This is a genomic window from Pseudomonas sp. IT-P2 (genome assembly GCF_949767575.1).
Classification (GTDB): domain Bacteria; phylum Pseudomonadota; class Gammaproteobacteria; order Pseudomonadales; family Pseudomonadaceae; genus Aquipseudomonas; species Aquipseudomonas pharyngis.
The window spans coordinates 383,732-409,792 of the sequence record NZ_CATKQA010000045.1 but is presented as its reverse complement, the minus strand read 5'-3'; the positions used below and the strand labels follow the sequence as shown (position 1 = coordinate 409,792).

Sequence of the window (26,061 nt, the reverse complement as noted above, 5' to 3'; positions counted from 1 at the left end):
TGGGCGATGCCAGGCTTGTTGCCGTCTATTCTTGTGCCTGCCCGCCGTTATCCAGCCTCAACGGAGAGCTCCCCCATGACTGATTCCCCCGAACGCGACGAGCGCCACCTGGCGCGCATGCAGCGCAAAAAAGCCGTGATCGATGAGCGCATCGCCAATTCGCCAGACGAATGCGGCCTGGTGCTGGTGCTGACCGGCAACGGCAAAGGCAAAAGCAGCTCGGCATTCGGCATGCTCGCTCGCGCCATGGGCCACGGCATGCAGTGCGGCGTGGTGCAGTTCATCAAGGGCCGCAACAGCACCGGTGAAGAGCTGTTCTTCCGCCGCTTCCCCGAGCAAGTGCGTTTTCATGTGATGGGCGAGGGCTTCACCTGGGAAACCCAGGACCGTCAGCGCGACATCGCCGCCGCCGAAGCGGCCTGGGAAGTCTCCCGCGAGCTGCTGCGCGATCCGTCGATCGGTCTGGTGGTGCTCGATGAACTGAACATTGCCCTCAAGCACGGTTACCTCGATCTGGATCAGGTGCTCAGCGATCTGCAGGCCCGTCCGCCGATGCAACACGTGATCGTCACCGGCCGCGCCGCCAAGCCGGAAATGATCGAGATGGGCGACACCGTCACCGAAATGGGCATGATCAAGCACGCCTTCCAGGCCGGCATCAAAGCGCAGAAAGGCGTCGAACTTTGAATCAACCACGTCACTGCCCGGCGGTACTGATCGCCGCGCCGGCCTCCGGTCAGGGCAAGACCACCGTCACCGCTGCGCTGGCCCGTCTGCATCGCAATCAGGGGCGCAAGGTCCGCGTATTCAAGTGCGGCCCGGACTTTCTCGACCCGATGATCCTCGAACGCGCCAGCGGTGCACCGGTCTATCAACTGGACATGTGGATGGTCGGCGAGCAGGAAAGTCGACGTCTGTTGTGGGAAGCCGCCGCCGAAGCCGATCTGATCCTGATCGAAGGCGTGATGGGCCTGTTCGATGGCACGCCGTCGAGCGCCGATCTGGCGCGGCATTTCGGCGTACCGGTACTCGGTGTGATCGACGGCACTGCCATGGCCCAAACGTTCGGCGCGCTGGCGCTGGGCCTGGCGCGCTATCAGCCGGACTTGCCGTTCGCCGGCGTGCTGGCCAACCGCGTCGGCACCGTGCGCCATGCGCAGTTGCTGGAAGGCAGCCTCACCGAAGGCCTGCGCTGGTACGGCGCGTTGTCCCGGGAAACCGGAATCGAACTGCCGAGCCGCCATCTCGGCCTGGTGCAGGCCAGCGAACTGAATGACCTCGACGTACGTCTCGACGCCGCCGCCGAAGCACTGGCCGGCACTTGCGAGGTAGCGCTGCCACCGGCCGTGGAATTCGCCGCGCCAGCAATCGTTGAGACCGAAAAGCTGCTCGAAGGCGTGCGAATTGCCGTCGCCCGCGACGAAGCCTTCGCTTTTACCTACGGCGCCAGTCTCGATCTGCTGCGGGCGATGGGCGCCGAGCTGAGTTTCTTCTCGCCGATCCGCGATGCGCAATTGCCTGAAGCCGACAGCTTGTACCTGCCTGGCGGTTATCCGGAATTGCACCACGTTGCCTTGGCGCAGAACACTGACATGCTCAAAGCGATCCGCGCGCATCATGCGGCCGGCAAACCGCTGCTCGCCGAATGTGGCGGCATGCTTTATCTGCTCGACTCGTTGACGGATGTCGAAGGCACCCGCGCTGATTTGGTCGGCCTGTTGAGTGGCGACGCCGTGATGCAAAAGCGCCTCGCCGCACTGGCCTTGCAAGAGGTCGACCTGCCGGAAGGCTTGTTGCGCGGCCATACCTATCACCATTCCCTGACCACCACCGAACTGACGCCGATTGCCCGTGGCCACAGCCCCAACGGCGGGCGCGGCGCGGAAGCGGTTTACAGGGAAGGGCGGATGACCGCCTCGTACGTGCACTTTTACTTCCCGTCGAATCCGTCGGCGATTGCCGCACTGTTGGTGCCATGACCGACAACGCCTTTACTGACGCCGAGCGCGAAGCGGTTTACCGCGCCATCGCCGAACGCCGCGACATGCGCCACTTCAGCGGCGGTACGGTCGAGCCTGACGTGTTGCGCCGTTTGCTTGAAGCCGCGCATCAGGCACCGAGCGTCGGCCTGATGCAGCCGTGGCGCTTCATCCGCATCAGCGACCGCGCTCTACGTGGCCAGATCCAGAACCTTGTTGAAGAAGAACGCGTGTGTACCGCCGAAGCCCTCGGCGAGCGCAGCGACGAATTCATGAAACTCAAGGTCGAGGGCATCAACGACTGCGCCGAAGTATTGGTTGCCGCGTTGATGGACGATCGCGAAAAACACATCTTTGGTCGTCGCACGCTGCCGGAAATGGACATGGCCTCATTGTCCTGCGCGATCCAGAACCTGTGGCTGGCCGCGCGTGCCGAAGGCCTGGGCATGGGCTGGGTGTCGCTGTTCGAGCCGCAGGCGCTGGCCGATCTGCTGAAACTGCCGGCCGGGGCCAAGCCGCTGGCGGTGCTTTGCCTGGGGCCGGTCAAGGAATTCTATCCGGCGCCGATGCTGGTACTCGAAGGGTGGGCGCAGGCGCGTCCGCTCAATGAGCTGCTGTATGAAAATTTTTGGGGAGTGAGTCAATGAGTGTGGCGTTGTTGAGTGTCGCCGCGGTTGCGCTGGATGCGCTGCTGGGTGAACCGAAACGCTGGCATCCGCTGGTGGCGTTCGGTAATTTCGCCGGGCGCATCGAGCAACGTTTCAATAGCGGCGGTCGCGGCTGGCGTAGCCATGGCGTCACCGCGTGGGTGATCGCGGTGTTGCCGCTGACCCTGCTGGCCACGGCGTTTTCCTGGGCGCCTTACGTGGGCTGGATCGTCGAGATTCTCGCGCTGTATTGTGCCCTCGGCATGCGCAGCCTGGGTGAGCACGTCGAGCCGGTGGCCAAGGCTTTGCGCGCCGATGATCTGGCAGAGGCGCGCAAGCGTGTGGGTTATCTGGTCAGCCGTCAGACCGATGAGCTGGACAGCACCGCCGTCGCCCGCGCCGCCACCGAGTCGGTGCTGGAAAACGGCAGCGATGCGGTGTTTGCCGCGCTGTTCTGGTTTGCCGTGGCCGGTGCGCCGGGCGTGGTGCTCTACCGTTTGAGCAATACGCTCGACGCGATGTGGGGCTATCGCAACGAGCGTTTCGAGCGTTTCGGCTGGGCGGCGGCAAAAATCGACGACGTCCTCAACTACATTCCTGCGCGGCTGGTAGCGTTGACCTACGCGCTGCTCGGCAAAACCCGACTGGCGTTGAAATGCTGGCGCACCCAGGCGCCGAAATGGGACAGCCCGAACGCCGGCCCGGTGATGGCCGCCGGCGCGGGTGCGCTGGGTGTCGAACTGGGCGGGCCGGCGATTTACCACGGCGAGCTGCACGAGCGTCCGCAATTGGGCGAGGGCACACCGGCGGATGCCGATTCCATTGATCGCGGCTGGCAATTGGTCCAGCGCGGGGTATGGTTATGGCTGCTGATTCTCTGCGTGGGGGCTGAATTCTATGCTTGAGCACGGTGGCCGGTTGCGCAGGGCGGCGCTCGAATACGGCATCGCGGAAGAAGACTGGCTCGACCTGTCCACGGGTCTTGCGCCGTGGCCGTTTCCGGTCCCGGAGATTCCGCTGCGGGCGTGGGCGCGCCTGCCGGAAAACGATGACGGTCTGGAGCAGGCCGCCTGCGATTACTACGGTGCCAGTCAGGTGTTGCCGGTGGCCGGTTCGCAGATGGCCATTCAACTGCTGCCGCGATTGCGCCGTGCCGGCAAGGTCGGCGTGCTGTCGCCGTGTTACGCCGAGCATGCTGAAGCCTGGCGGCGCAGCGGCTATATCGTGCGTGAGGTGCTGGAGCAGGAAGTCGACTTCTTTCTCGACAGCCTCGACGTGCTGGTGGTGGTCAATCCAAACAATCCCACGGGCCTGAATCTGACCCCGGCGCGCCTGCTCGACTGGCATGCGCGGCTGGCCCAGCGCGGCGGCTGGCTGGTGGTCGACGAAGCGTTCATGGACAACACGCCGCAGTTGAGTCTCGCCCCGCATGCGCATCAGGTTGGGTTGATCGTGTTGCGCTCGTTCGGCAAGTTTTTCGGTCTGGCAGGTGTACGGCTCGGGTTCGTGCTGGCCGAGCGCAAGTTGCTTAGGTTGCTGGCCGAACAGGTCGGGCCCTGGGCAGTCAGCGGGCCGACCCGGGTGCTGGGTCAGGCCTGTCTGCGCGACACCGAAGGCCATACCCGCCAGCGCATCCGCAGCGACGAGGCCAGCGAACGGCTGGCTGCGCTGCTTGAACGCTCCGGCTTCAAACCGCAGGGCGGTTGCGCGCTGTTTCAGTGGCTGATCACCGAACAGGCTGCCACGTTGCACGAATTCATGGCTCGACGCGGCATTCTTCTGCGCCTGTTTGCGCACAACAGCAGCCTGCGATTCGGCCTGCCCGTCGATGCCGCCGACGAGGCGCGCCTTGAGCAAGCCCTGCAAGCATTCGCCAAGCATTGCTCCATGGAAAAACCAGCATGACCACATTAATGGTGCAAGGCACCACCTCCGACGCCGGCAAAAGCACGCTGGTGACGGCGCTGTGCCGCTGGGCAACCCGTCAGGGCGTTGCCGTGGTGCCGTTCAAACCGCAGAACATGGCGCTCAACAGCGCAGTGACTGCCGACGGCGGCGAGATTGGTCGCGCGCAAGCGGTGCAAGCCCAGGCGGCGTTCCTTGAACCGCACACTGACATGAACCCGGTGCTGCTCAAGCCCAACAGCGACACCGGCGCCCAAGTCATCATTCACGGTCGAGCGGTCACCAGCATGAACGCCGTCGCCTATCACGACTACAAAGCCATCGCCATGCAGGCGGTGCTCGCCTCCCACGAACGTTTGAGTGCCGCCTATCCGCTGGTGATGGTCGAAGGTGCGGGGTCGCCGGCCGAGATCAATCTGCGCGCCGGCGACATCGCCAACATGGGCTTCGCCGAAGCGGTGGATTGCCCGGTGCTGTTGATTGCCGATATCAATCGTGGCGGCGTCTTCGCTCATCTGGTGGGCACGCTGGAACTGCTGTCACCGAGCGAACAGGCGCGGGTCAAAGGTTTCATCATCAACCGCTTTCGCGGCGACATCGCCTTGCTGCAACCGGGCCTCGACTGGCTGGAACAGCGCACCGGCAAACCGGTGGTGGGCGTGCTGCCGTACGTGATGGACTTGCATCTGGAGGCCGAGGACGGCATTGACCAGCGCCAGACCGACAAGGCCGAGCAAGTTTTGAAAGTGGTGGTGCCGGTGCTGCCGCGTATCAGCAACCACACCGATTTCGATCCGTTGCGTCTGCATCCGCAAGTTGATCTGCAATTCATCGGCCCGGGGCAAGCGATTCCCCCGGCTGATCTGATCATCCTGCCGGGCTCGAAAAGTGTGCGCAGTGACTTGGCGTATCTGCGCGCCAATGGCTGGGAAACCGCCATTCGCCGTCACCTGCGTTACGGCGGCAAGCTGCTGGGGATCTGCGGCGGTCTGCAAATGCTCGGCGAGCAGGTGCACGATCCGCTGGGCCTGGAAGGCGCACCGGGCTCCAGTGCCGGTCTGGGTTTGCTGGGGTTCGAAACACAGCTCGAAGCCGAGAAGCAGTTGCGCAATGTGCGCGGGCGTCTGGCGCTGGAAGATGCGGAGGTCAGCGGTTATGAAATCCATGCCGGCGTGACCACGGGACCTGCGCTGGAAAATGCTGCCGTGCATCTGGACGACGGTCGCTGCGACGGCGCGCAAAGTCTCGACGGGCAGATTTTCGGCACCTACCTGCATGGCCTGTTCGAATCGCCGGCGGCCAGTGCCGCGCTGTTGCGCTGGGCCGGTCTGAACAATGTGCAGGAGGTGGATTACCACGGCCTGCGTGAACGCGATATCGAACGGCTGGCGGATCTGGTGGAGAAGCACCTGGATACCGGGCTGTTACGTGAACTCTGTGGAATCTCCCCATGCTCCAGTTGATCCTCGGCGGCGCCCGCTCCGGCAAAAGTCGCCTGGCCGAAAAACTCGCCACTGACAGCGCGCTGGCCGTCACTTACATCGCCACCAGCCAACCGCTGGATGGCGAGATGAATGAGCGTGTCGCCCATCATCGCGCCCGTCGTCCCGTCGAGTGGGCGTTGATCGAAGAACCGCTGGAACTGGCCCGTGTGCTGCGCGAAAACGCTGGCGCCGAGCGTTGCCTGTTGGTGGATTGCCTGACGCTGTGGCTGACCAATCTGCTGATGCTCGACGACGCCGAACGCCTCGCCGCCGAACGCGAGGCCCTGCTCGAATGCCTGGCGTCGCTGCCGGGTGAAATCATTTTTGTCAGCAACGAGACCGGAATGGGTGTCGTGCCGCTGGGCGAATTGACTCGCCGCTACGTCGATGAAGCCGGTTGGCTGCATCAAGCTCTGGCCGAGCGTTGTCAGCGAGTCGTCCTGACGGTCGCCGGCCTGCCCCTGACTCTGAAAGGACCTGCGTTATGACCCAAGCCTGGTGGCTGAACCCGTGCAAACCGGTGGACGCGAACGCCGTTGAAAACGCGGCGGCGCGTCAGCAGCAATTGACCAAACCCGCCGGCTCTCTCGGGCGGCTCGAATCGGTGGCGGTGCAACTGGCCGGATTGCAGGGCCGGGTCAAGCCGACACTGGATCAGGTCTGGATCGCAATTTTTGCCGGCGACCATGGCGTTGTTGCCGAAGGCGTTTCCGCGTTCCCGCAGGAAGTCACCGGGCAGATGCTGCTGAACTTCGTCAGCGGCGGCGCGGCGATCAGCGTGCTGGCGCGGCAACTCGGCGCGCAGCTGGAAGTGGTGGATCTGGGCACTGTGAACCCGTCGTTGAACTTGTCGGGCGTGCGTCACCTGAACATCGGCCCGGGCACGGCGAATTTCGCCAAGGGTGCGGCGATGACTCAGGCCCAGGGCGAACTCGCCTTGCAGGGCGGTCGCGACAGCGTGCTGCGTGCGAAGGCGGCGGGCGCGCAATTGTTCATCGGCGGCGAAATGGGCATCGGCAACACCACCGCCGCCAGTGCGCTGGCTTGTGCCTTGCTGGATTGCCCGGTGGCGCATCTGACCGGTCCGGGCACCGGGTTGAATGCCGAAGGCGTCAGCCACAAGGCGCAGGTGATCGAGCGGGCGCTGGCACTGCATGCGGCGCAACGTGGCGACGCGTTGCAGACCCTGTTCAATCTCGGTGGTTTTGAGATTGCGGCACTGGTCGGCGCGTATCTGGCCTGTGCTCAGGAAGGTGTGGCGGTGCTGGTGGACGGTTTCATCTGCACGGTCGCCGCGTTGGTGGCGGTGCGACTGAATCCGGCCTGCCGTGAGTGGCTGCTGTTCGGTCATCGCGGTGCCGAGCCGGGCCATCGCCATGTGCTGGAAACCCTCGGCGCTGAACCGCTGCTCGAACTGGGCCTGCGCCTGGGCGAGGGCAGTGGCGCGGCGCTGGCGGTGCCGTTGCTGCGCCTGGCCTGCGACCTGCACGGCCAGATGGCAACCTTCGCTGAAGCCGCGGTGGCGGACCGCCCGGCATGACCTTGCGTCTGGATCTGTTGCGCCACGGTGAAACCGAGCTCGGCGGCGGCCTGCGCGGCAGCCTCGACGATGCGTTGACCGAAAAAGGCTGGGCGCAGATGCGCGAGGCGGTGAGCGGGCAGGGGCCGTGGGATCGGCTGGTCAGTTCGCCGTTGCGGCGTTGTGCGCGGTTTGCTGAAGAGTTGAGCGCGCAGCGGGAGCTGTCGGTTTCTCTGGACAAAAATCTGCAGGAGCTGCATTTCGGTGCCTGGGAAGGGCAGAGCGCGGCGGCGCTGATGGAAACCGATGCCGAGGGCCTGGGCTTGTTCTGGGCGGATCCCTATGGGTTTACCCCGCCGCAGGGTGAACCGGTCAGCGATTTTTCTGCGCGGGTGCTGGCGGCGGTGATGCGACTGCACGCGGCGCACGCGGGTGAGCGGGTGTTGCTGGTCAGTCATGGCGGCGTCATGCGTCTGTTGCTGGCGCAGGCCCGTGGCTTGCCCCGTGAACAACTGCTCAATGTTGAAGTCGGCCACGGCGCGCTGTTTTCGCTGATCGTCGAGGCCGACGGTTCGCTCAGGGAAGTGCTCTGAAATGCTGCCTCTGTGGATCGCCCTGCAATTTCTCGGCAGCCTGCCGATTCGTCTGCCGGGGATGCCGACGCCCGAACAGCTTGGCCGGTCGCTGCTGTTTTATCCGCTGGTGGGCCTGTTGTTCGGTGTCATTCTCTGGGCGCTGAACATTGCCTTGGCCGGCACGCCGTTGCTGTTGCATGCGGCGCTGTTGCTGACGGTGTGGGTGCTGCTCAGCGGGGCGTTGCACCTTGATGGCCTGGCGGACAGCGCCGACGCGTGGCTCGGCGGGTTCGGTGATCGCGAGCGTACGCTGACGATCATGAAGGATCCGCGCAGCGGGCCGATCGCGGTGGTGACGCTGGTGCTGGTGTTGCTGCTCAAGTTCGCCGCGTTGCTGGCGTTGATCGAACAACAGCAGGGCACGGCGTTGATCATCGTGCCGCTGATCGGCCGAGCGGCGTTGCTCGGGCTGTTTCTCACCACGACTTATGTGCGGGCCGGCGGGTTGGGGCAGGCGCTGGCCGATCATCTGCCGCGCAAGGCGGGTTGGCAGGTGCTGGCGGGGAGTGCGGCGGCGTGTGTGGCGATCGCCGGGTTCGACGCTGTCGTGGCGTTGCTGCTGGCGGTTGTCGTGTTCATCTGGCTGCGGCATTTGATGGTGCGGCGACTGGGTGGAACCACCGGTGATACGGCCGGCGCGTTGCTGGAATTGCTGGAAATGTCAGTGCTGGTCGGGCTGGCCTTGTTTTGATAAGTAACTTTGATCTGTAACTTGATTTAACACAGTCGCGGGTATATACACGCATCATGCTTCCTTCTCAGTGTTTGTGCACCAACCTGCGACGCGCCGCGCGTGGCGTCAGCAGGCATTACGACGGCGCTCTCGACGGCTTCGGGATCAACGTTGCCCAGTATTCTCTGCTGTGCAATCTGCAGCGCCTGGATCAGCCGAGCATTTCCGAACTGGCCGAGGCCATGGGCCTGGATCGCAGCACCCTCGGGCGCAATCTGCGGGTGCTGGAAGGCGAGGGCCTGGTGGCGCTGGCCGAGGGCGAAGACATGCGCAACCGCATCGTCCGGCTCACCGAAACCGGTGCGCAACGCCTGGCAGCAGCCTTGCCGGCCTGGGAAGCGGCGCAACAGCGGTTGATCGACCGGCTGGGTGCCGAGAAGCGTGAAACCTTGCTGCGGCTATTGGATGAACTGGCCTGAGGGCCGGTTTTTTCCGAATCTAAGCGGGTATATACCCGCGACTGGAGAATAATAATGAGTTCGATGTGGCGTACGTGCGGTTGGGTGTTGCTGGGGAGTGCGCTGATTCTGGCGTTGTCGTTGGGCGTGCGGCACGGTTTCGGGCTGTTTCTGTCGCCGATGAGCGCCCAGTTCGGCTGGGGCCGTGAAGTGTTCGCCTTTGCCATCGCCTTGCAGAACCTGATCTGGGGCCTGGCGCAACCGTTTACCGGCGCGCTGGCCGACCGCTTTGGCGCTGCGAAAGTGGTGTTGATCGGCGGGGTGCTCTACGCCTTGGGCCTGGTGTTCATGGGCCTGTCGGAAACCGCGTTGGGCTTGTCCCTGAGCGCTGGCCTGCTGATCGGTATCGGTCTGTCCGGCACCTCGTTTTCGGTCATTCTCGGCGTGGTCGGCCGCGCGGTGCCGCCGGAAAAACGCAGCATGGGCATGGGCATTGCCAGCGCCGCCGGGTCTTTCGGCCAGTTCGCCATGCTGCCGGGTACTCTCGGGCTGATTGGCTGGCTCGGCTGGTCAGCGGCATTGTTGGTGCTGGGGCTGCTGGTGGCGCTGATCGTGCCGCTGGTGAGCATGCTCAAGGACAAGCCGCTGCCGGTACTCGGCCATGAACAAACCCTGTCCGAAGCCTTGCGCGAGGCGTGCTCGCACTCCGGGTTCTGGCTGCTGGCGTTCGGCTTCTTCGTTTGCGGATTTCAGGTGGTGTTTATTGGCGTACACCTGCCGGCGTATCTGGTCGATCAGCATCTGCCGGCGAGTGTCGGCACCACGGTGCTGGCGTTGATCGGTCTGTTCAATATCTTCGGCACGTACACCGCCGGTTGGCTCGGTGGGCGCATGTCCAAGCCGCGTCTGCTGACCGGGTTGTACCTGTTGCGCGCAGTCGTGATCGTGTTGTTCCTGTGGCTGCCGGTGACGACGACCTCGGCCTATCTGTTCGGCATGGCCATGGGCTTCCTCTGGCTGTCGACGGTGCCGTTGACCAACGGTACGGTGGCGACCTTGTTTGGCGTGCGAAACCTGTCCATGCTCGGCGGCATCGTGTTTCTGTTTCATCAGTTGGGTTCGTTCCTCGGCGGCTGGCTGGGCGGGGTGGTGTATGACCGAACCGGGAGTTATGACTTGATCTGGCAAGTGGCGATTCTCCTGAGTCTGCTGGCGGCGGCGCTGAACTGGCCGGTGCGCGAGCGCCCGGTCGAGCGCCTGCAACCGCGTGCGAGCGCTGCATGAACCGTTTCTGGCCGCAGATCGTCGTCACCGCACTCGGCGCCGCGTTGCTGGCGCTGGTGTGGTGGGGCTGGCATCAGGGCGGGTTGGCGCTGATGCAGTTGGGCATGGGTGCTTGCTAGACCGGCGGGAGGGCGAGTAACGTCGAGGCCTGACGATTGCTCAAGGATGCCCGACATGCTCAAGCGCTGGTGTGCTGTTCCCGCGTTGCTGATGGCGTTGACCGGACTGGCCCAGGCCGCGGACTGTCCGGATCTGTTGCAAGGTTCGTTGCCCAAGTTGCGGGCCAAGGAATCCATCGACCTGTGTCAGCGCTACGCCGACAAACCGCTGGTGGTGATCAACACGGCCAGCTTCTGTGGTTTTGCGCCGCAGTTCGAGGGGCTCGAAGCGCTGAATCAGCGCTACAAGGCCCAGGGCCTGGAAATGCTCGGCGTGCCTTCCAATGACTTCAAGCAGGAGTCCAAGGACAGCGCCGAGACCGCCAAGGTCTGCTACGCCAACTACGGCGTGACGTTCACCATGACCGAACCGCAGAAGGTCCGGGGTGACGATGCGACTCACTTGTTCCAGGTGCTGGCCAAACAGAGCAGCGCGCCGAAGTGGAATTTCTACAAGTACGTCATCGACCGCCAGGGCAAGGTGATCGCCAATTTCTCCAGCCTGACCAAACCGGATGATCCTGAATTTCTGGCGGCCATCGAGAAAGCCATTGCCTCCCAGCCGCTGAAACCCTGATCGACGCCCATTAAAAAGCCCCGCCTCTGTGAAGAGAGCGGGGCTTTTTAGTGGGCGAGGCATTAGCCTCGCCGTACAGCATCAGAAGCGGTAGGTTGCGCCGACACCGAAGCCGTTTGCAGAGTTTTCATACTGCGAGTTGTAGCTCTGGCCACGATCGTTTTCGTTGCGGATGTTGACCTTCTCTTCCTTCAGGTACGAGTAGGCGACGTCGATGGTCAGGTCTTCGGTCGGGCTCCAGCCGGCACCGATGCTGAAGATGGTCCGGTCGCCGGTCGGGATGCGTGGCGAACGGTCGACGTTGTTGGTCGGCGACTGGTCGAACGTCAGGCCGGTACGCAGTACCCATTCCTTGTTCAACTGGTAGGACGTACCGATGGCGTAAGCCCAGGTGTCATGCCAGTTCTGTTCTTCGGTGATTTCGCCGAACTGGCCAGCCAGCAGCGGCTGAACGCCGGAGTTCTTGACGGTGATCTTTTCCAGCTGGCTCCAGCGGGTCCAGGTGGTACCGGCGTAGACGTTCCAGCGATCGTTGATCGCCTGGGTGACAGAGAGGTCCACGGATTCAGGCGTGGTGATCTTCAGCGAAGCGTCGTACTTCTGGTTCGCACCCAGGCCGATCGCGCCCAGCACACCGTAGTTGACCTTGGTGTTGCCATCGAGCTTGTAGTCGACTTTCGAGTGGTAGGTCAGACCCAGGCGAGTGCTGTCGGTAGCCTGTACCAGCACGCCGATGTTGTAGCCCAGTGCGGTGTCGTCGCCCTTGATCTTGACCTTGCCGTCCGGCGCTGCCTGAGTAATCGACAGGTTGGATTCCAGCGAGCCGTCGATGCGGTTGATGGTCGGGCCGAAACCGATCGACACGACATCGTTGAACTTGTAGCTGACCGTTGGCTGGAAGGTGATGATCTTGACTTCTGACTTGCTGCCGAAGTAACGGCCGGCGAAGCCGTTTTCATAGTCGGTGATCAGGCCGAAGGGTACGTACACACCCAGACCGAATGCCCAATGCTCGTCGATCGGCTTGACGTAGTAGCCCATAGGTACGGAGGTGAAGGGCACCATGTCGCCTTTGTTGCTGCCGCCGTTCGGGCTGGAGCTGGCGTCGCTGATATCGGTTTTTGCGTCGAGGAATGCAACGCCACCGGTGACTTGTTCGCGCGTGATGCGCGACATGCCGGCAGGGTTGCCATAAACGGTGCTTGCGTCGTCGGCAGAAGAAGATCGCCCGGCGTACCCAGTCCCCATCCCGCTGATGCTGTGTTCGTTGATGGCAAAGCCAGCTGCGAAGATCTGGGTGGATGCCACGGTTACGGCAAGGCTAAGGGTGGTTTTGAGCATGACTTTTTTCATTATTAGAACTCCTGGTGATCACCGGGGCGAAAATTACCAACATTTTCGTCCCGGCGCTATAGTCCGTATGCCTTGAGTTAGAGCGGTTTTGTAGGACAATCCGACCAAAATCACTGCCTGTTGGGCGATGTTGTGAAAACAGCGCGTCAGCAAGCGACCTGATTCAGCGGTGAAACACAGGTTTGCCAAGCGCAGGTGAAGTCGCGCAGACGACCTTGGGGCTGAAAGGTCTGACGCCAGATACGCGCCATGCCCAGCAGATCGTCCGGCTCGGGGAGGGGAGTGTTTTGTTCTTCGACCAGCAGCCAGGCGATGGCTGTGGCATAACGCAAATTGACGGTCAGTTCGAGGTGCGGGCCGCTGAGGAAGGCATGCTGGCTGGCGAGGCCGCGAACCAGGCTGGCGCGTTCCGGATCCAGCGCAAGATAATGGTCCCAAAGGGCTTGGTGGCGGTGTTCGGCAATCCGGTACAGGCCGTGGCCACGGCGGTCATGCAGGGCGGAACCGAGGGCGGACTGGCTGGCGGCGATGCCCAGCAACAGGGATTCGGCGGTTGCGCAGTGACGTCCCAGGTAGATCAGCGTAGGACGGATCACATAGCGGCACAGTTCGCTGGCAGCGATACCCATAAAACCCTCGGATCTTGTTATTGGGCGGCGAGGCCTGAAGGGGGAGCTTGGCAGCTGTGGATCGACTCAGGCTCGCCGGAAGCGGATCACGCCGCTTGAGTTGAAGTGTAGTGTCATATTCGCGACGTAAAGGACTGTTTTTAAAATATTTCCGGCGCGCCGTTATAACCGTTATACCGGTTGGTGCTTAAGCGGAAAGAGGTAAAAGTGAAACATCGGGCAATAAAAAGCCCCGCATTTTCAGCGGGGCTTTTGCTTTTGCAGCCATTTCGGCCTCTCAGGCGATCAATGCCTGACGGGTGCGATCAATCACGGCCTGCAGCGGTTCGGCGCTGGAGTATTGATCGGGGTACAGACGCTCGCTGTGGCGGGCGATCCCGTGTTCATTGACCACGGTGAAGCTGAAGCAGCCTTTGCGAGCGGCCATGATCAGGCAGTTCATTGGAGCAAAAGCGTTGGTTAGGGTGCGAATGGCATCCTGAGTCTGGAGTTGAGTCGACATAGTTATTAGGTGTTCCTACAAATGACACGGATAAGAACCGTGCAACGTTAAAACGTTCCAGTAACGTCAACCACCATTGGTCGAACGAAGAACCCGACTGGAACAAGGCAGCCAGTTCGAGCGCTATAAAAGTTGGCGCGCTTGGGCTGGCAGGTAGGTACTTAGGAGGACAGGCAACATATCAAGGGCAGAGGTTCTGGGCCCTTGGTGAAGATCCTGATCAATTTGCAGGTTGGTTCGGTCAGAGTAAGTGGTCTTCGCAACACTCTTTGCATTCGATTCAAAGACTGTGTCGTCGCAAGATTTACCTGGAAACCATCGAGGGGTCGATCCCGCTTTTTTCAGTGAAGGTCTCTGTAAGAGAAACTTGACCGTGGGGGTGTGTTCGACCGGAATTGACTTTCAGCTTGGTACTAACGCCGCGGATACTAACGGAACGAACCGCAGAAGGCAAACCCGATGATCAAAAAAATCAGAATCCGCTGCCCGGGCTCCCCGCCTGCCCCGATCTGGCTCACTTTACCTCCGTCGGTCGCCACGACCCGAAAGATGCTGACGCTCTGCGCAGCGGCTTATCCCCAGCACGAATGCCAAAACGACCCGAAAAGGCGCATCGATATAACCGCGTAACAGGTACTTGTGCACATTAGTTGCGCAGACTGTAACGGCGCTGTCACAACAATCCTGACCCAGATGGCTGCCTGCATCGAAAGTTTAAGTCAATGAAAAACATCGCTTTTTTTAACTGGTGAAAAAATCGTCAGTTTGACTGCGAGCCCCGTTCCACAAGGCTTTGCGGCGACTGGAGGGCGGTTGTCCACTGAGTTATCCACAGCTTCTGTGGATTGTCCCGAGCGCTTGCTCTAGCACGGGCGTGCCGGGTTTTTTTCGACTTTACCTGTGCGAAAAAAAGAGTAGAGTGGCGCGCCTTCCGATCTGTCCCACAGTGTTTTATGAAGTTTCGTTCAGCTCCAGAATCTGTTACCTCCCAACCCCCTCATGTTACCGCTCCCAAGCGATTTTCCGTGCGCGTAGCCGAATGGCTGCTCGACAGCCCGCGCTTGGGCGACAGCCGAAATGCCAAGCACCTCGCCGGCCGCCTGCTCAAGCAACCGGCCCGGGAAGGGGTGGTCGCGGCGCAGAGTCGCCTCGGCCAGTTGATGTGTCGCGAGTGCGGCAATGCCCGGGATCGCCGGATCGGCCAGGACCTGCTGCGCCAGGCCGCCCGCGCCGGTGACCGACGCGCGCAACAGGAACTCGGCCTGATCGAAGACTGAGCTGTCCAAGACCAGACGCCTTGGTTAACCTTCAGGCTTTATCGGATCGGCGGGAGTCACTATGGCGATGGACTTGACCAGCATCCTGCTGGGGCTGGCAGGTGCGGCGGTGCCGTTGCTGGCATTGGCCTGGCAACTGCAACGTCGGGCCAGTCATAACCAGTCTGAAGTCGCCTTGCTCGAGGAGCGGCTGGCCATGGCGCAAATGGCCCAGGACGGCCTTACTGCACAACTTGAAGCCTGCCGCGATGAAGTCGCCGACCTCGGCCAGGCCAATGCCTCGAAACAAGCGGAGCTCGCCGCCGTACGCCGGGAAGTCGAGCTGTTGCAGATCGAGCGCGACGACGCCCGTGACGCCGCCCACGCCTGGAACCTCGAACGCGCGAACAAGGAAGCCGAATTACGGCGCCTGGACGCCCAGGCGGCTTCGCTGAATGCCGAATTGCGCGAGCAACAGGAAAGCCATCAACAACGCCTGGATGACCTGCAAGGTTCCCGTGACGAGCTGCGCGCACAGTTCGCCGAACTGGCCGGTAAGATCTTCGATGAGCGCGAACAACGCTTTGCCGAAACCAGCCAGCAGCGCCTCGGCCAGTTGCTCGACCCGTTAAAGGAGCGTATCCAGTCGTTCGAAAAGCGCGTCGAGGAAAGCTACCAGGCCGAAGCCCGCGAGCGTTTTTCGCTGGCCAAGGAACTGGAGCGTCTGCAACAACTGAACCTGCGCCTCAGCGACGAAGCGACCAACCTGACTCGCGCCCTGAAGGGCCAGAAAACCCAAGGCAACTGGGGCGAGCTGATTCTCGAACGCGTGCTTGAGCATGCCGGGCTGGAGAAGGGCCGCGAGTACCAGACCCAGGTCAATCTCAAGGGCCCGGATGGCGAGCGTTTCCAGCCGGACGTGATCATTTACCTGCCGGGCGACAAGCAGGTAGTGGTGGATTCCAAGGTCAGCCTCACCGCGTATCAGCAATACGTGGCGGCCGACGACGACGCCATCGGCCAGATCGCCATGAAGCAGCACGTGCTGTCCCTGCGCAGCCACGTCAAAGGTCTGGCCGGCAAGGATTACAAGCGTCTGGAAGGCTTGCACAGCCTCGATTTCGTCTTGCTGTTCGTGCCCATCGAAGCGGCGTTTTCCGCTGCATTGCAAGCCGAGCCAACGCTGTTCCAGGAAGCCTTCGACCGCAATATCGTGATCGTCAGCCCGACCACGCTGCTGGCCACTTTGCGGGTCATCGACAGCCTGTGGAAGCAGGAGCGCCAAAGTCAGAACGCCCGGGAAATCGCCGAGCGCGCCGGTTGGCTGTATGACAAGTTCGTGTTGTTCATTCAGGATCTGGACGAAGTCGGCAATCGCTTGCAGCAACTGGACAAAGCCTACAGCGCGGCGCGCAACAAGCTGACAGAAGGGCGCGGCAACCTGGTCAGCCGTAGTGAACAGCTCAAGTTGCTCGGCGCGCGGGCCAGCAAAAGCCTGCCGGCGGATCTGCTGGAGCGAGCGATGACCGATGCCGATGGCCTGGTCGAGCTACCTGAATAAGCCGCTCTGCTAGAGCGGCAAATAGCGACTCAACAACGCCCGCAACGCCGCCGGTTTCACCGGTTTGGCCAGATAATCCAGCCCCGCTGCATGCACCTGCGCCACGGTTTCTGGATGCCCGTCGGCGCTGATCACCACGCCGGGCACCGGCTCGCCCAGCCTTGTGCGCAACCAGGCCATCAACTCGGTGCCGGTTTCGCCGTGATCGAGGTGATAGTCCACCAGCGCCAATTGTGGCCGCACGCCGTCATCGAGCAGCGCCGCACATTCTTCGCGGTTGCGCGCGGTCCAGACCTGACAGCCCCAGCGCGTGAGCAGGCTGTTCATGCCGATCAGAATGCTGTCTTCATTGTCGATGCACAGCACCTGCGCGCCGCTGTGCAATTTGCCATTGATTTCCACCGCCGCTGGCGGTTGCACGGTCTGTGCTTTGGCCAATGGCACACGGACACTGAACACGCTGCCACGCCCCGGCCATGAGCGCACGCGCAAGGTATGGCCGAGCACGCGGCACAGACCGTCGGCTATCGCCAGACCCAGGCCCAGACCTTTTTCGGCGCGGGTCTGGTGGCTGTCGAGGCGTTTGAATTCCTCGAAGATCACTTGCTGTTTGTCCTCCGGAATCCCCGGCCCGCGATCCCACACTTCCAGACAGATTTCGCCTTTGCGCCGACGCACGCCCAGCAGCACCGGGCCTTTTGCGTAGCGGAAAGCGTTGGTGAGGAAGTTCTGCAGAATCCGCCGCAGCAACTTGATGTCGCTGTCGATGCGCAACTGACTGCCCCGTACCCGGAAACTCAAGCCCTGTTCCTGAGCCAGTGCCTTGAATTCCGCGCCGAGAATATCGAACAGCTCATTGACCGCGAACGGCTTGCGATCCGGGTTGATCTTGCCGTTTTCCAGGCGGGAAATGTCCAGCAGGTCGCTGATCAGGTCTTCGGCCGAACGCAGCGAACTGTCGAGATGCTGCACCAGTTTCTGCGCCTCGGCGCTCAGGCCGTCTTCCTGATGGGAGAGGGCGGCGGAGAATAGCCGTGCGGCGTTCAAGGGCTGCATCAGGTCGTGACTGACGGCGGCGAGGAAGCGGGTCTTGGACTGGTTGGCCGCCTCGGCATTGCCCTTGGCTTCGGTCAGCGCGACGTTGAGTTGCGACAGTTCCTGGGTCCGTTCGCTGACCCGTTGCTCCAGCCCTTCGTTGGCCTCAGTCAGCGCCTGCTCGGCTTCGCGGAACGCGGTGATGTCGGTGAAACTCATGACGAAGCCGCCGCCAGGCATCGGGTTGCCAATCAGTTCGATCACCCGGCCATTGGGGAACAGTCGCTCGGAGGTATGGGCGCGGCCCTGACGCATCCAGTGCAGGCGCCGGGCAACGTGAACTTCCGCTTCACCGGGGCCGCACAAACCACGCTCGGCGTTATGGCGAATGATGTCGGCAATCGGTCGGCCAACGCTGATCAAACCGTCCGGATAGTTGAACAGCTCGAGATAGCGGCGGTTCCAGGCCACCAGTCTCAGCGACTGGTCGACCACGCTGATGCCCTGGGTAATGTTCTCGATCGCGCCTTGCAGCAGCGCGCGGTTGAACTGCAGCACTTCCGAGGCTTCGTCGGCGATCCGCACGACGTCCTCCAGCTGCATTTCCCGACCTTCGATGGCGGCTTTCACGACCGCTCGCGTCGAAGAAGCGCCAAGGACACCGGCCAGCAAACGCTCGGTGTGGGCGATCCATTCGCCGTCGGCGTTCTGGTTCGGGTTGAAGCCTTTGCCCTGACGGTAGGCGAAGCGGATGAAGCTCTGCCGCGCGCGTTCTTCGCCGACAAAGCGTGCCGCCAGTTGCAGCAAATCGTCGATCTGCACTGCCAGCATCGAGCGTGCATTCGGCCGGGCGCTGATTTCCTGGCCGATAAAACGCCCGGCCTGCCAGTGCTCCGACACGCGGGTGCGCGACAGCACCGAGACCCAGGCGAACAGCGTGAAGTTGCCCGCCAGCGACAGCACCACGCCTTGGGTCAGCGGGGTGATCGGCAGGTTCAACGGGTTGCTGTGCAGCCAGGCGAGTCCGGGGAAACTGTCCAGCGACCAACCGAGGCTGCGCGCAGCGATCGGCAGGATCAAGGTGTAGAACCACAGGAACGTACCGGCGGCGAGACCGGCGAATACACCACGCCGGTTGGCCTGTTTCCAGTACAGCGCGCCGAGCATCGCCGGGGCCAGTTGGGTCACGGCGGCGAAGGCGATCTGGCCGATGGTCGCCAGGCTCGCGGTCGAGCCGAGCAAACGGTAGCTGACGTAGGCCAGCAACAGAATCAGCACGATGCTGACGCGACGCACCGAGAGCATCCACTGGCGGAACACTTCGAACGGGCGCTCGGCATTGTTGCGGCGTAGCAGCCACGGCAACAGCATGTCGTTGGAAACCATGGTCGACAGCGCCACACTCGCCACGATCACCATGCCGGTGGCTGCCGACGCACCGCCGATAAACGCCAGCATCGCCAGCGCCGGATGGGCCTGGGCCAATGGCAGGCTGATGACGAAAGAGTCGGGGATGACCGAGCTGGGCAGCATCATCTGACCGGCCAGGGCGATCGGGACTACAAACAGCGCGGCCAGTGCGAGGTAGGCGGGGAACACCCATTTGGCCAGGCGCAGATCCTGTGGGTCGATGTTCTCGACCACCGTCACGTGGAACTGGCGGGGCAGGCAGATGATCGCCATCATCGCCACGCCGGTCTGTACCACCATCGACGGCCAGTTGATGGTTTCTTTCCAGTATTCCTCCAGGCGCGGGGCGAGCATCGCCTGGTTGAACAGGTCGTCGAAGCCGTCATACAGGCCATAAGTGACGAAGGCGCCGACGGCGAGGAAGGCGAACAGCTTGACCAGCGATTCAAAGGCAATCGCCAGCACCATGCCCCGGTGGTGCTCGGTGGCATCGAGGTTGCGCGTACCGAAGACGATGGTGAACAGCGCCAGCACCAGCGACACGATCAGCGCGGTGTCCTGGGCGCGGGTGCCCATGGCGTCGGCGCCGGCACCGATCAGCAGGTTCACGCCGAGGACGATGCCTTTGAGCTGCAAGGCGATATAAGGCAGAACGCCGACCAGACAGATCAGCGCAACCACCACCGCCAACGACTGGGACTTGCCGTAACGGGCGGCAATGAAGTCGGCGATGGAGGTGATGTTCTCCTGTTTGCTGATCATCACCATTTTCTGCAGCACCCATGGCGCACCGAGCAGCAGCAGGATCGGCCCGAGGTAAATCGGCAGAAATGACCAGAGTTGTTCGGCGGCCTGGCCGACCGCGCCGAAAAACGTCCAGCTGGTGCAATAGACCGCCAGCGACAGGCTGTACACCCAGGCACGCACCCGTGGCGGCAGCGGCGTGCTGCGACGGTCGCCGTAGAAGGCGATGGCGAACATGATGGCCATATAGGCCAGGGCGACGGCGGCGATCAGCCCGGTGGACAACGACATGGAACACTCCCGACAGAAAACGACCGGACTCGCGCCCGGTCAGACAGTCTCGCACGGGCGCGGCGGTTAGTCAGTGTCGACCAAGGTCGTGGCGCGGCGGGGTGTCGCAGGAACAGAACCGGCCGGTTCTGCGGTCAGTCCGGTTTCAGCGCGATGTCGATCAAGCGGTGCAGTTCTCCGACTTCCAGCGGCGCTGCCGAAAACAGAATGCGGAACACCACCGGGGACACCACCAGATTGATCAGCCGATCCACGCTCGGCGCCGGTTCCTTGGGGTGGCGCTCGATGATGGTCTGCAACTGCGCGCCGATGATCGCCACGCAATAGCCCGGCGTCGCACTTGCCTGCACGTCGCGCATCATGTTGCGCCCGGGTTCCGAACTCATTTCGTCGAGGTATTGTTCGGCCCACGCGCGGAGATCGCTGCGCAGACTGCCGGTTTCAGCCGGCTCGCTGTCGGGGCGCATGCGGGCGAGGGCGACGTCGGCCAGCAAGGTCGCCAGATCGCCCCAGCGCCGATAAATGGTTGATGGCGTTACCCCGGCGCGCGCCGCGATTTGCGGGACGGTCACCGTTGAGCGCTCCTGTTCTTGCAGAAGCGCGCGGACTGCCGAGTGAATCGACTCCTGCACCCGGGCACTGCGGCCACCCGGGCGTAAACCTTCTTTAATAGCCATGCGGCAGACCTTAACACAAAGAATTTGCTTTAAGCGCAAGCCAAGAGCACACTCCGCAAAAGCAAAAAATTAGCTTTTGCGGAGTGTGCACATGACCAGCCTTGCTTCCAACCGTTCCAGCCTGTGGTTTCTGGCGATCACCTTACTGAGTTTTCTCGCCGCTTCCACTGCGCCGACGCCGTTGTATCACCTGTATCAGGATCAGCTGCATTTTTCGGCAGTGGTGCTGACCCTGATTTTCGGCGTCTACGCCCTTAGTCTGCTGGCCGCGTTGCTGACGGTCGGTTCGCTGTCGGACCACCTGGGACGCAAACCGGTAATCTTCACCGCCGTGACGCTCAATGCGCTGGCGATGCTGCTGTTTATCTACGCCGACAGCGTGGGCTGGCTGATCGGCGCGCGGGTGCTGCAAGGTTTTGCCACCGGCATGGCCACCGCTGTGTTGAGTGCGACGCTGCTGGACATTGATCGCCAGCAGGGGCCGCTGATCAACAGCGTTGCGCCGTTGCTGGGCATGGCGTTGGGCGGCATGGGCTGCGGTTTGCTGGCGGAATTCGCCCCGGCGCCGTTGCAATTGACCTATTGGCTGCTGCTCGCGCTGTTTGTGTTGCAGGGCATCTATGTGTGGCGCCTGCCGGAGAGCGTCTCGCCGCAGGCCGGGGCGTGGGCCTCGTTGCGGCCGACCCTGCATGTGCCGGTTCAGGCGCGTTCGACACTGTGGCGAGTGTTGCCGCTGAACACCGCGACCTGGGCGCTCGGCGGTTTTTATGCCTCGCTGGCGCCGTCGCTGGTGCGCACGGCCACCGGCTCCACCTCCAACCTGATCGGCGGCGCGACCGTGGCGGCGTTGACCGTGACCGGTGCATTGATGATCTTCACGTTGCGCAATCGTCCTGCCTCCCGGGCGCTGCAACTCGGGGCGAGTCTGTTGCCGGCCGGCATTGTGCTGATTCTGTTGGGCGTGCACAGCGCCAGTCTGTCGCTGTTCTTCTTTGGCACGCTAGTGGCCGGTTGTGGCTTTGGCTCGGGTTTTCTCGGTGCGGTGCGCAGCCTGGTGCCGCTGGCATTGCCTCATGAGCGGGCTGGTTTGATGTCGGCGTTTTATGTGCTGAGTTACCTGGCGTTCTGCCTGCCGGCGTTGCTGGCCGGGCACTTCACCCACAGCGTGGGCCTGCTGGCCACCACCGATGTATATGGTGCGGTGCTGATCGTGCTGGCGGTTGGTGCGCTGCTGATGAGTTTCCGGGCGCAAGCGGCGAAGACCTGCAGCACTCCATAACAACTCTGGATTCGGTTAGCCTTGGCCAGGCCCTTCTTCTCACGGATCGACGCATGAAGATTATCCGCAGCAAGACCTTCACCGCCGAGCGCGCCTGGGGCGCGCTCGACATCGCCAACATGAACGGCATCACCACGCGCCTGCACTGGACCGATCAGCCGTACAAATGGCACGTCAATGACGGTGAAGAAGTGTTTGTGGTGCTCGACGGCAAAGTGCTCATGCACTACCGCAAAGAAGGTGAGGAGAAGCAGGTCTTGCTTGATGTTGGCGACATCTTCTACGCGTCCATCGGCACTGAACACGTCGCTCATCCTCAGGGCGCGGCGCGGATTCTGGTGATCGAAACCGAAGGCAGTGTATGACTTCATATCTACAAAACAGATAACAGTTAGAGATATTACCCGTTATATAGATATTCGATTCGGTTCTACCATGAGCTCAACCTCACCTGAGGACAGGAGTTCATGATGATTTGCCCCAACAGCGCCAAACCCGGCATCAAGCCATTCAGCCAGCTTCAGCACCCGCGTGAAGTGATCCGCCAATTCACCCCGAACTGGTTCGCCGCCACCATGGGCACCGGCGTGCTGGCCTTGGCGCTGGCGCAATTGCCCGTTTCCATTCCCGGCCTGCACGCCGTGGCCGAAGGGCTGTGGCTGTTCAACATTCTGTTGTTCGTGCTGTTTACCGCTGCCTACGCCGCCCGCTGGATTCTGTTCTTCGACGAAGCTCGGCGGATCTTCGGGCACTCCACGGTATCGATGTTCTTCGGCACCATTCCCATGGGCCTGGCGACCATCATCAACGGCTTTCTGCTGTTCGGTCTGCCGCGCTGGGGCGATGGGGTCATTCAACTGGCCGAAGTGTTGTGGTGGCTGGACGTGGCGATGTCGCTGGCCTGCGGCGTGCTGATTCCCTACATGATGTTTACCCGTCAGGAACACAGCATCGATCAGATGACCGCCGTCTGGCTGCTGCCGGTGGTGGCCGCGGAAGTGGCGGCGGCCAGCGGTGGACTGCTGGCGCCGCATCTCGCCGATGCGCACTCGCAACTGGTGGTGCTGGTGACCAGTTACGTGCTCTGGGCCTTTTCTCTGCCGGTGGCGTTCAGCATCCTGACCATCCTGTTGCTGCGCATGGCCTTGCACAAACTGCCCCACGAAAACATGGCGGCGTCGAGCTGGCTGGCTCTCGGCCCGATCGGCACCGGCGCCTTGGGCATGTTGCTGCTGGGCGGCGATGCCCCGGCGATCTTCGCGGCCAACGGTCTGCCGGGCATCGGTGAAATCGCTTCGGGCCTGGGCCTGATCGCCGGGATCACGCTGTGGGGCTTCGGTCTGTGGTGGATGCTGATGGCGCTGCTGATCACCGTGCGTTACCTGCGTGATGGCATCCCGTTCAACCTTGGCTGGTGGGGTTTCACCTTCCCGTTGGGCGTTTATTCGCTGGCAACCCTGAAACTGGGCAGCACCTTGCACCTGACTTTCTTCAGCGTGGCCGGTTGTGTACTGGTGACGTTGCTGGCGGTGATGTGGCTGATCGTCGGTAAACGCACGCTGCAAGGCGCGTGGCGCGGTGAGCTGTTTGTTTCACCGTGCATTGCAGGTTTGAAGAAATAACCTGCAAAGATTAGGTAATGTGTGGCCTGGATCGCGGTTCGAGATTCTTATAAGCGTAGCCAGGCCACTCGCTACCTTCTCTTTCCAAAAACAACAGGGTCACACGGAAGATGAGTCACCCCTCACAGTTCAACCTGCTGCGCACCCGGCGCTTCCTGCCGTTCTTCATCACCCAGTCGCTGGGCGCGTTCAACGACAACGTGTTCAAGCAGTCGCTGATCCTCGCCATCCTCTATCGGCTGACCATCGAAGGTGACCGCTCCATCTGGGTCAACCTGTGTGCGCTGCTGTTTATTCTGCCGTTCTTTCTGTTCTCGGCGCTGGCCGGGCAGTTCGGGGAAAAATTCGCCAAGGACGCGTTGATCCGTCTGATCAAACTGGCAGAAATCGCCATTATGGCCGTGGGATCCGTCGGCTTCCTGTTCGATCACCTGTCGCTGATGCTGGTGGCGCTGTTCGCCATGGGCACGCACTCGGCGCTGTTCGGGCCGGTGAAATATTCGATCCTGCCGCAGGCATTGCGGGACGACGAACTGGTCGGCGGCAACGGGCTGGTGGAAATGGGCACGTTCCTGGCGATCCTGGCCGGCACCATCGGCGCCGGGGTGATGATGTCGTCGGCCAATTACGCGCCGGTGGTCTCCGCCGCGATTGTCGGTATCGCCGTGCTGGGCTATCTGGCCAGTCGCAGCATTCCCCGCGCCGCGGCGGCCACCCCGGAGATGCGCCTGAACTGGAACATCTTCAGTCAGTCCTGGGCGACCTTGAAACTGGGCCTGGGGCAGACGCCAGCGGTGTCGCGCTCGATTGTCGGCAACTCGTGGTTCTGGTTCGTCGGGGCGATTTATCTGACGCAGATCCCGGCTTACGCCAAGGAGTGGATGCACGGCGACGAAACCGTGGTCACCCTGATTCTGACGGTGTTTTCGGTCGGTATTGCCCTCGGTTCGATGCTGTGCGAGAAGCTGTCCGGACGCAAAGTCGAGATTGGCCTGGTGCCGTTTGGCTCGTTCGGCCTGACGGTTTTCGGGTTGTTGCTGTGGTGGCATTCCGGTGGAATTCCAGAAAGCGCCGCCGGCCACAGTTGGACTGAAGTACTGGGCTTCGGCCATGCCTGGGCGGTGTTGGTCGATGTGCTGGGCCTCGGGATCTTTGGCGGTTTCTACATCGTGCCGCTGTACGCGTTGATCCAGTCGCGCACCGCCGAGAACGAGCGGGCGCGAGTGATTGCCGCCAACAACATTCTCAACGCGCTGTTCATGGTGATTTCGGCAATTGTCACCATCGTGTTGCTGAGCGTGGTCAAGCTGTCGATTCCGCAGCTGTTCCTGGTGGTGTCGCTGCTGAACATCGGCGTCAACGCCTACATCTTCAAGATCGTCCCCGAGTTCAGCATGCGTTTCATGATCTGGCTGCTCAGCCATTCCATGTACCGCGTCGAGCATCGCAACCTTGACGCGATTCCGGATGAAGGCGCGGCGTTGCTGGTGTGCAACCACGTGTCGTTCGTCGATGCCTTGCTGATTGGCGGCGCGGTGCGTCGGCCGATTCGCTTTGTCATGTACTACAAGATCTACAACCTGCCGGTGCTGAACTTTATCTTCCGCACGGCGGGGACCATTCCTATCGCCGGACGCCAGGAAGACATCCAGATCTACGAAAAGGCCTTCACCCGGATTGCCCAATACCTGAAGGAAGGTGAGCTGGTCTGCATCTTTCCGGAAGGCAAATTGACCGCCGATGGCGAGATCAACGAGTTCAAGGGCGGGCTGACGCGGATTCTCGAAGAGACGCCGGTGCCGGTGATTCCGCTGGCGTTGCAGGGATTGTGGGGAAGTTTCTTCAGTCGCGATCCGAACAAGGGGGTATTCCGGCGCTTGTGGTCGCGGGTGACGCTGGTGGCGGGTTCGCCGGTAGCCGTTGAATCAGCGCAACCGGCGGAACTGCAGGCGTTGGTCGGGGAATTGCGCGGGACTGTCAGATAATCATTGGCTGTGCCGGCCTCATCGCGGGCAAGCCCGTGATGAGGCCAGTGGCTTAAGCGCTGACCTTGAGCCCGATCAGTCCGGTGACGATCAACGCGACACTGGCCAGGCGAATCAACGCCATCGATTCGCCAAACAGGATGATCCCGGCAATCACCGTGCCCACGGCACCGACGCCAGTCCAGATTGCATAGGCCGTGCCCAGCGGCAATTCCTTCATCGCCAGACCCAGCAGGCCAAGGCTGATCGCCATGGCGGCGACGGTGAGAGCGGTGGGCAGCGGACGGCTGAAGCCGTCGGTGTATTTCAGGCCGACGGCCCAGCCGACTTCGAACAGGCCGGCGAAAAACAGAATGATCCAGGACATGGAAGACCTCCATCGATTGACGGGGCCGTCC

The 26,061-nt window shown here is 62.1% G+C and carries 25 protein-coding genes and 1 pseudogene; 20 read left to right on the top strand and 6 right to left on the bottom strand.

Annotated features, from left to right (window positions below; translation table 11 throughout):
* Positions 1–75: 75 nt before the first annotated feature.
* From cobO to ACM6JM_RS23560, 14 genes and pseudogenes are all read left to right on the top strand, one after another.
* A complete protein-coding gene (gene cobO / locus ACM6JM_RS23625; RefSeq protein ID WP_007950401.1) occupies positions 76–687 on the top strand; it encodes a cob(I)yrinic acid a,c-diamide adenosyltransferase in 612 nt (203 codons plus the stop codon).
* Entirely contained in the window at positions 684–1,979 is a 1,296-nt protein-coding gene (locus ACM6JM_RS23620; RefSeq protein WP_074687568.1) for a cobyrinate a,c-diamide synthase, read from the top strand. Before cobO ends, ACM6JM_RS23620 begins: the two co-directional genes overlap by 4 nt.
* Positions 1,976–2,626, top strand: coding sequence for a 5,6-dimethylbenzimidazole synthase (bluB, locus tag ACM6JM_RS23615; protein WP_039769819.1), 651 nt, complete (start codon positions 1,976–1,978; stop codon positions 2,624–2,626). Before ACM6JM_RS23620 ends, bluB begins: the two co-directional genes overlap by 4 nt.
* Positions 2,623–3,531, top strand: a complete 909-nt coding sequence (cbiB, locus tag ACM6JM_RS23610) for an adenosylcobinamide-phosphate synthase CbiB (RefSeq protein WP_210709430.1) — start codon at positions 2,623–2,625, stop codon at positions 3,529–3,531. The genes bluB and cbiB overlap by 4 nt, the downstream gene beginning before the upstream one ends.
* Positions 3,524–4,531 carry a threonine-phosphate decarboxylase CobD gene (gene cobD / locus ACM6JM_RS23605; protein ID WP_103387072.1) on the top strand — a complete coding sequence of 336 codons (1,008 nt, stop codon included), beginning with the start codon at positions 3,524–3,526 and terminating at the stop codon, positions 4,529–4,531. The genes cbiB and cobD overlap by 8 nt, the downstream gene beginning before the upstream one ends.
* Positions 4,528–5,986, top strand: a pseudogene (locus ACM6JM_RS23600) (cobyric acid synthase); the annotation flags it as partial. The gene cobD and the pseudogene ACM6JM_RS23600, both read left to right, overlap by 4 nt.
* Complete coding sequence (cobU, locus tag ACM6JM_RS23595; RefSeq protein ID WP_414882599.1) at positions 5,982–6,503, top strand: bifunctional adenosylcobinamide kinase/adenosylcobinamide-phosphate guanylyltransferase; 522 nt, start codon at positions 5,982–5,984, stop codon at positions 6,501–6,503. The pseudogene ACM6JM_RS23600 and the gene cobU, both read left to right, overlap by 5 nt.
* Complete coding sequence (gene cobT, locus ACM6JM_RS23590) at positions 6,500–7,555, top strand: nicotinate-nucleotide--dimethylbenzimidazole phosphoribosyltransferase (RefSeq protein ID WP_414882598.1); 1,056 nt, start codon at positions 6,500–6,502, stop codon at positions 7,553–7,555. The genes cobU and cobT overlap by 4 nt, the downstream gene beginning before the upstream one ends.
* Positions 7,552–8,127 (top strand): alpha-ribazole phosphatase family protein, encoded by a 576-nt coding sequence (gene cobC, locus ACM6JM_RS23585; protein ID WP_414882597.1) that lies wholly within the window; start codon positions 7,552–7,554, stop codon positions 8,125–8,127. The genes cobT and cobC overlap by 4 nt, the downstream gene beginning before the upstream one ends.
* 1 nt (position 8,128) lies before the next feature.
* Entirely contained in the window at positions 8,129–8,860 is a 732-nt protein-coding gene (locus ACM6JM_RS23580; RefSeq protein WP_074687574.1) for an adenosylcobinamide-GDP ribazoletransferase, read from the top strand.
* Between the two features lie 56 nt (positions 8,861–8,916).
* Positions 8,917–9,321 (top strand): MarR family winged helix-turn-helix transcriptional regulator, encoded by a 405-nt coding sequence (locus ACM6JM_RS23575; RefSeq protein ID WP_007950413.1) that lies wholly within the window; start codon positions 8,917–8,919, stop codon positions 9,319–9,321.
* Positions 9,322–9,375: 54 nt separating this feature from the next.
* Positions 9,376–10,584, top strand: coding sequence for an MFS transporter (locus ACM6JM_RS23570; RefSeq protein WP_039769832.1), 1,209 nt, complete (start codon positions 9,376–9,378; stop codon positions 10,582–10,584).
* Positions 10,581–10,703: a hypothetical protein gene (locus tag ACM6JM_RS23565; RefSeq protein ID WP_007950415.1), complete on the top strand. Its 123-nt coding sequence runs from the start codon at positions 10,581–10,583 to the stop codon at positions 10,701–10,703. Before ACM6JM_RS23570 ends, ACM6JM_RS23565 begins: the two co-directional genes overlap by 4 nt.
* Positions 10,704–10,758: 55 nt before the next feature.
* Positions 10,759–11,319, top strand: coding sequence for a glutathione peroxidase (locus ACM6JM_RS23560; protein ID WP_039769833.1), 561 nt, complete (start codon positions 10,759–10,761; stop codon positions 11,317–11,319).
* Between the two features lie 81 nt (positions 11,320–11,400).
* Here ACM6JM_RS23560 and ACM6JM_RS23555 read toward each other — a convergent pair whose 3' ends face one another.
* The 3 genes from ACM6JM_RS23555 to ACM6JM_RS23545 all read right to left on the bottom strand — a co-directional run bounded on the left by ACM6JM_RS23555 (position 11,401) and on the right by ACM6JM_RS23545 (position 13,803).
* Positions 11,401–12,672 carry an OmpP1/FadL family transporter gene (locus ACM6JM_RS23555; RefSeq protein ID WP_085648477.1) on the bottom strand — a complete coding sequence of 424 codons (1,272 nt, stop codon included), beginning with the start codon at positions 12,670–12,672 and terminating at the stop codon, positions 11,401–11,403.
* 146 nt (positions 12,673–12,818) lie between these two features.
* On the bottom strand, positions 12,819–13,301 hold the full coding sequence (locus ACM6JM_RS23550; RefSeq protein WP_039769836.1) for a hypothetical protein: 483 nt from the start codon (positions 13,299–13,301) through the stop codon (positions 12,819–12,821).
* A gap of 277 nt (positions 13,302–13,578) precedes the next feature.
* Complete coding sequence (locus ACM6JM_RS23545; protein WP_414882596.1) at positions 13,579–13,803, bottom strand: hypothetical protein; 225 nt, start codon at positions 13,801–13,803, stop codon at positions 13,579–13,581.
* A 953-nt stretch (positions 13,804–14,756) separates the two neighbouring features.
* Between ACM6JM_RS23545 and ACM6JM_RS23540 the strand changes: the two genes are divergently transcribed.
* Entirely contained in the window at positions 14,757–15,080 is a 324-nt protein-coding gene (locus tag ACM6JM_RS23540) for a sel1 repeat family protein (RefSeq protein WP_414882595.1), read from the top strand.
* Between the two features lie 175 nt (positions 15,081–15,255).
* Complete coding sequence (rmuC, locus tag ACM6JM_RS23535; protein WP_414882622.1) at positions 15,256–16,620, top strand: DNA recombination protein RmuC; 1,365 nt, start codon at positions 15,256–15,258, stop codon at positions 16,618–16,620.
* A 9-nt stretch (positions 16,621–16,629) separates the two neighbouring features.
* Here rmuC and ACM6JM_RS23530 read toward each other — a convergent pair whose 3' ends face one another.
* Together ACM6JM_RS23530 and ACM6JM_RS23525 are read right to left on the bottom strand one after the other, a co-directional pair.
* A complete protein-coding gene (locus ACM6JM_RS23530; RefSeq protein WP_103387076.1) occupies positions 16,630–20,100 on the bottom strand; it encodes a hybrid sensor histidine kinase/response regulator in 3,471 nt (1,156 codons plus the stop codon).
* 134 nt (positions 20,101–20,234) lie between these two features.
* A complete protein-coding gene (locus tag ACM6JM_RS23525; RefSeq protein ID WP_074687579.1) occupies positions 20,235–20,777 on the bottom strand; it encodes a TetR/AcrR family transcriptional regulator in 543 nt (180 codons plus the stop codon).
* Between the two features lie 91 nt (positions 20,778–20,868).
* Between ACM6JM_RS23525 and ACM6JM_RS23520 the strand changes: the two genes are divergently transcribed.
* The 4 genes from ACM6JM_RS23520 (at position 20,869) to ACM6JM_RS23505 (ending at position 25,663) form a co-directional block, all read left to right on the top strand.
* Positions 20,869–22,056 carry an MFS transporter gene (locus ACM6JM_RS23520; RefSeq protein WP_414882594.1) on the top strand — a complete coding sequence of 396 codons (1,188 nt, stop codon included), beginning with the start codon at positions 20,869–20,871 and terminating at the stop codon, positions 22,054–22,056.
* A 53-nt stretch (positions 22,057–22,109) separates the two neighbouring features.
* Positions 22,110–22,421, top strand: a complete 312-nt coding sequence (locus tag ACM6JM_RS23515) for a cupin domain-containing protein (protein ID WP_414882593.1) — start codon at positions 22,110–22,112, stop codon at positions 22,419–22,421.
* Between the two features lie 105 nt (positions 22,422–22,526).
* Positions 22,527–23,678, top strand: a complete 1,152-nt coding sequence (locus ACM6JM_RS23510; RefSeq protein ID WP_074687582.1) for a TDT family transporter — start codon at positions 22,527–22,529, stop codon at positions 23,676–23,678.
* 110 nt (positions 23,679–23,788) lie between these two features.
* Positions 23,789–25,663, top strand: a complete 1,875-nt coding sequence (locus ACM6JM_RS23505; protein WP_414882592.1) for an MFS transporter — start codon at positions 23,789–23,791, stop codon at positions 25,661–25,663.
* A 52-nt stretch (positions 25,664–25,715) separates the two neighbouring features.
* Here the strand turns inward: ACM6JM_RS23505 and sugE are convergent, their stop codons facing one another.
* Positions 25,716–26,030, bottom strand: a complete 315-nt coding sequence (gene sugE / locus ACM6JM_RS23500) for a quaternary ammonium compound efflux SMR transporter SugE (RefSeq protein WP_064594550.1) — start codon at positions 26,028–26,030, stop codon at positions 25,716–25,718.
* Between the last annotated feature and the right edge of the window lie 31 nt (positions 26,031–26,061).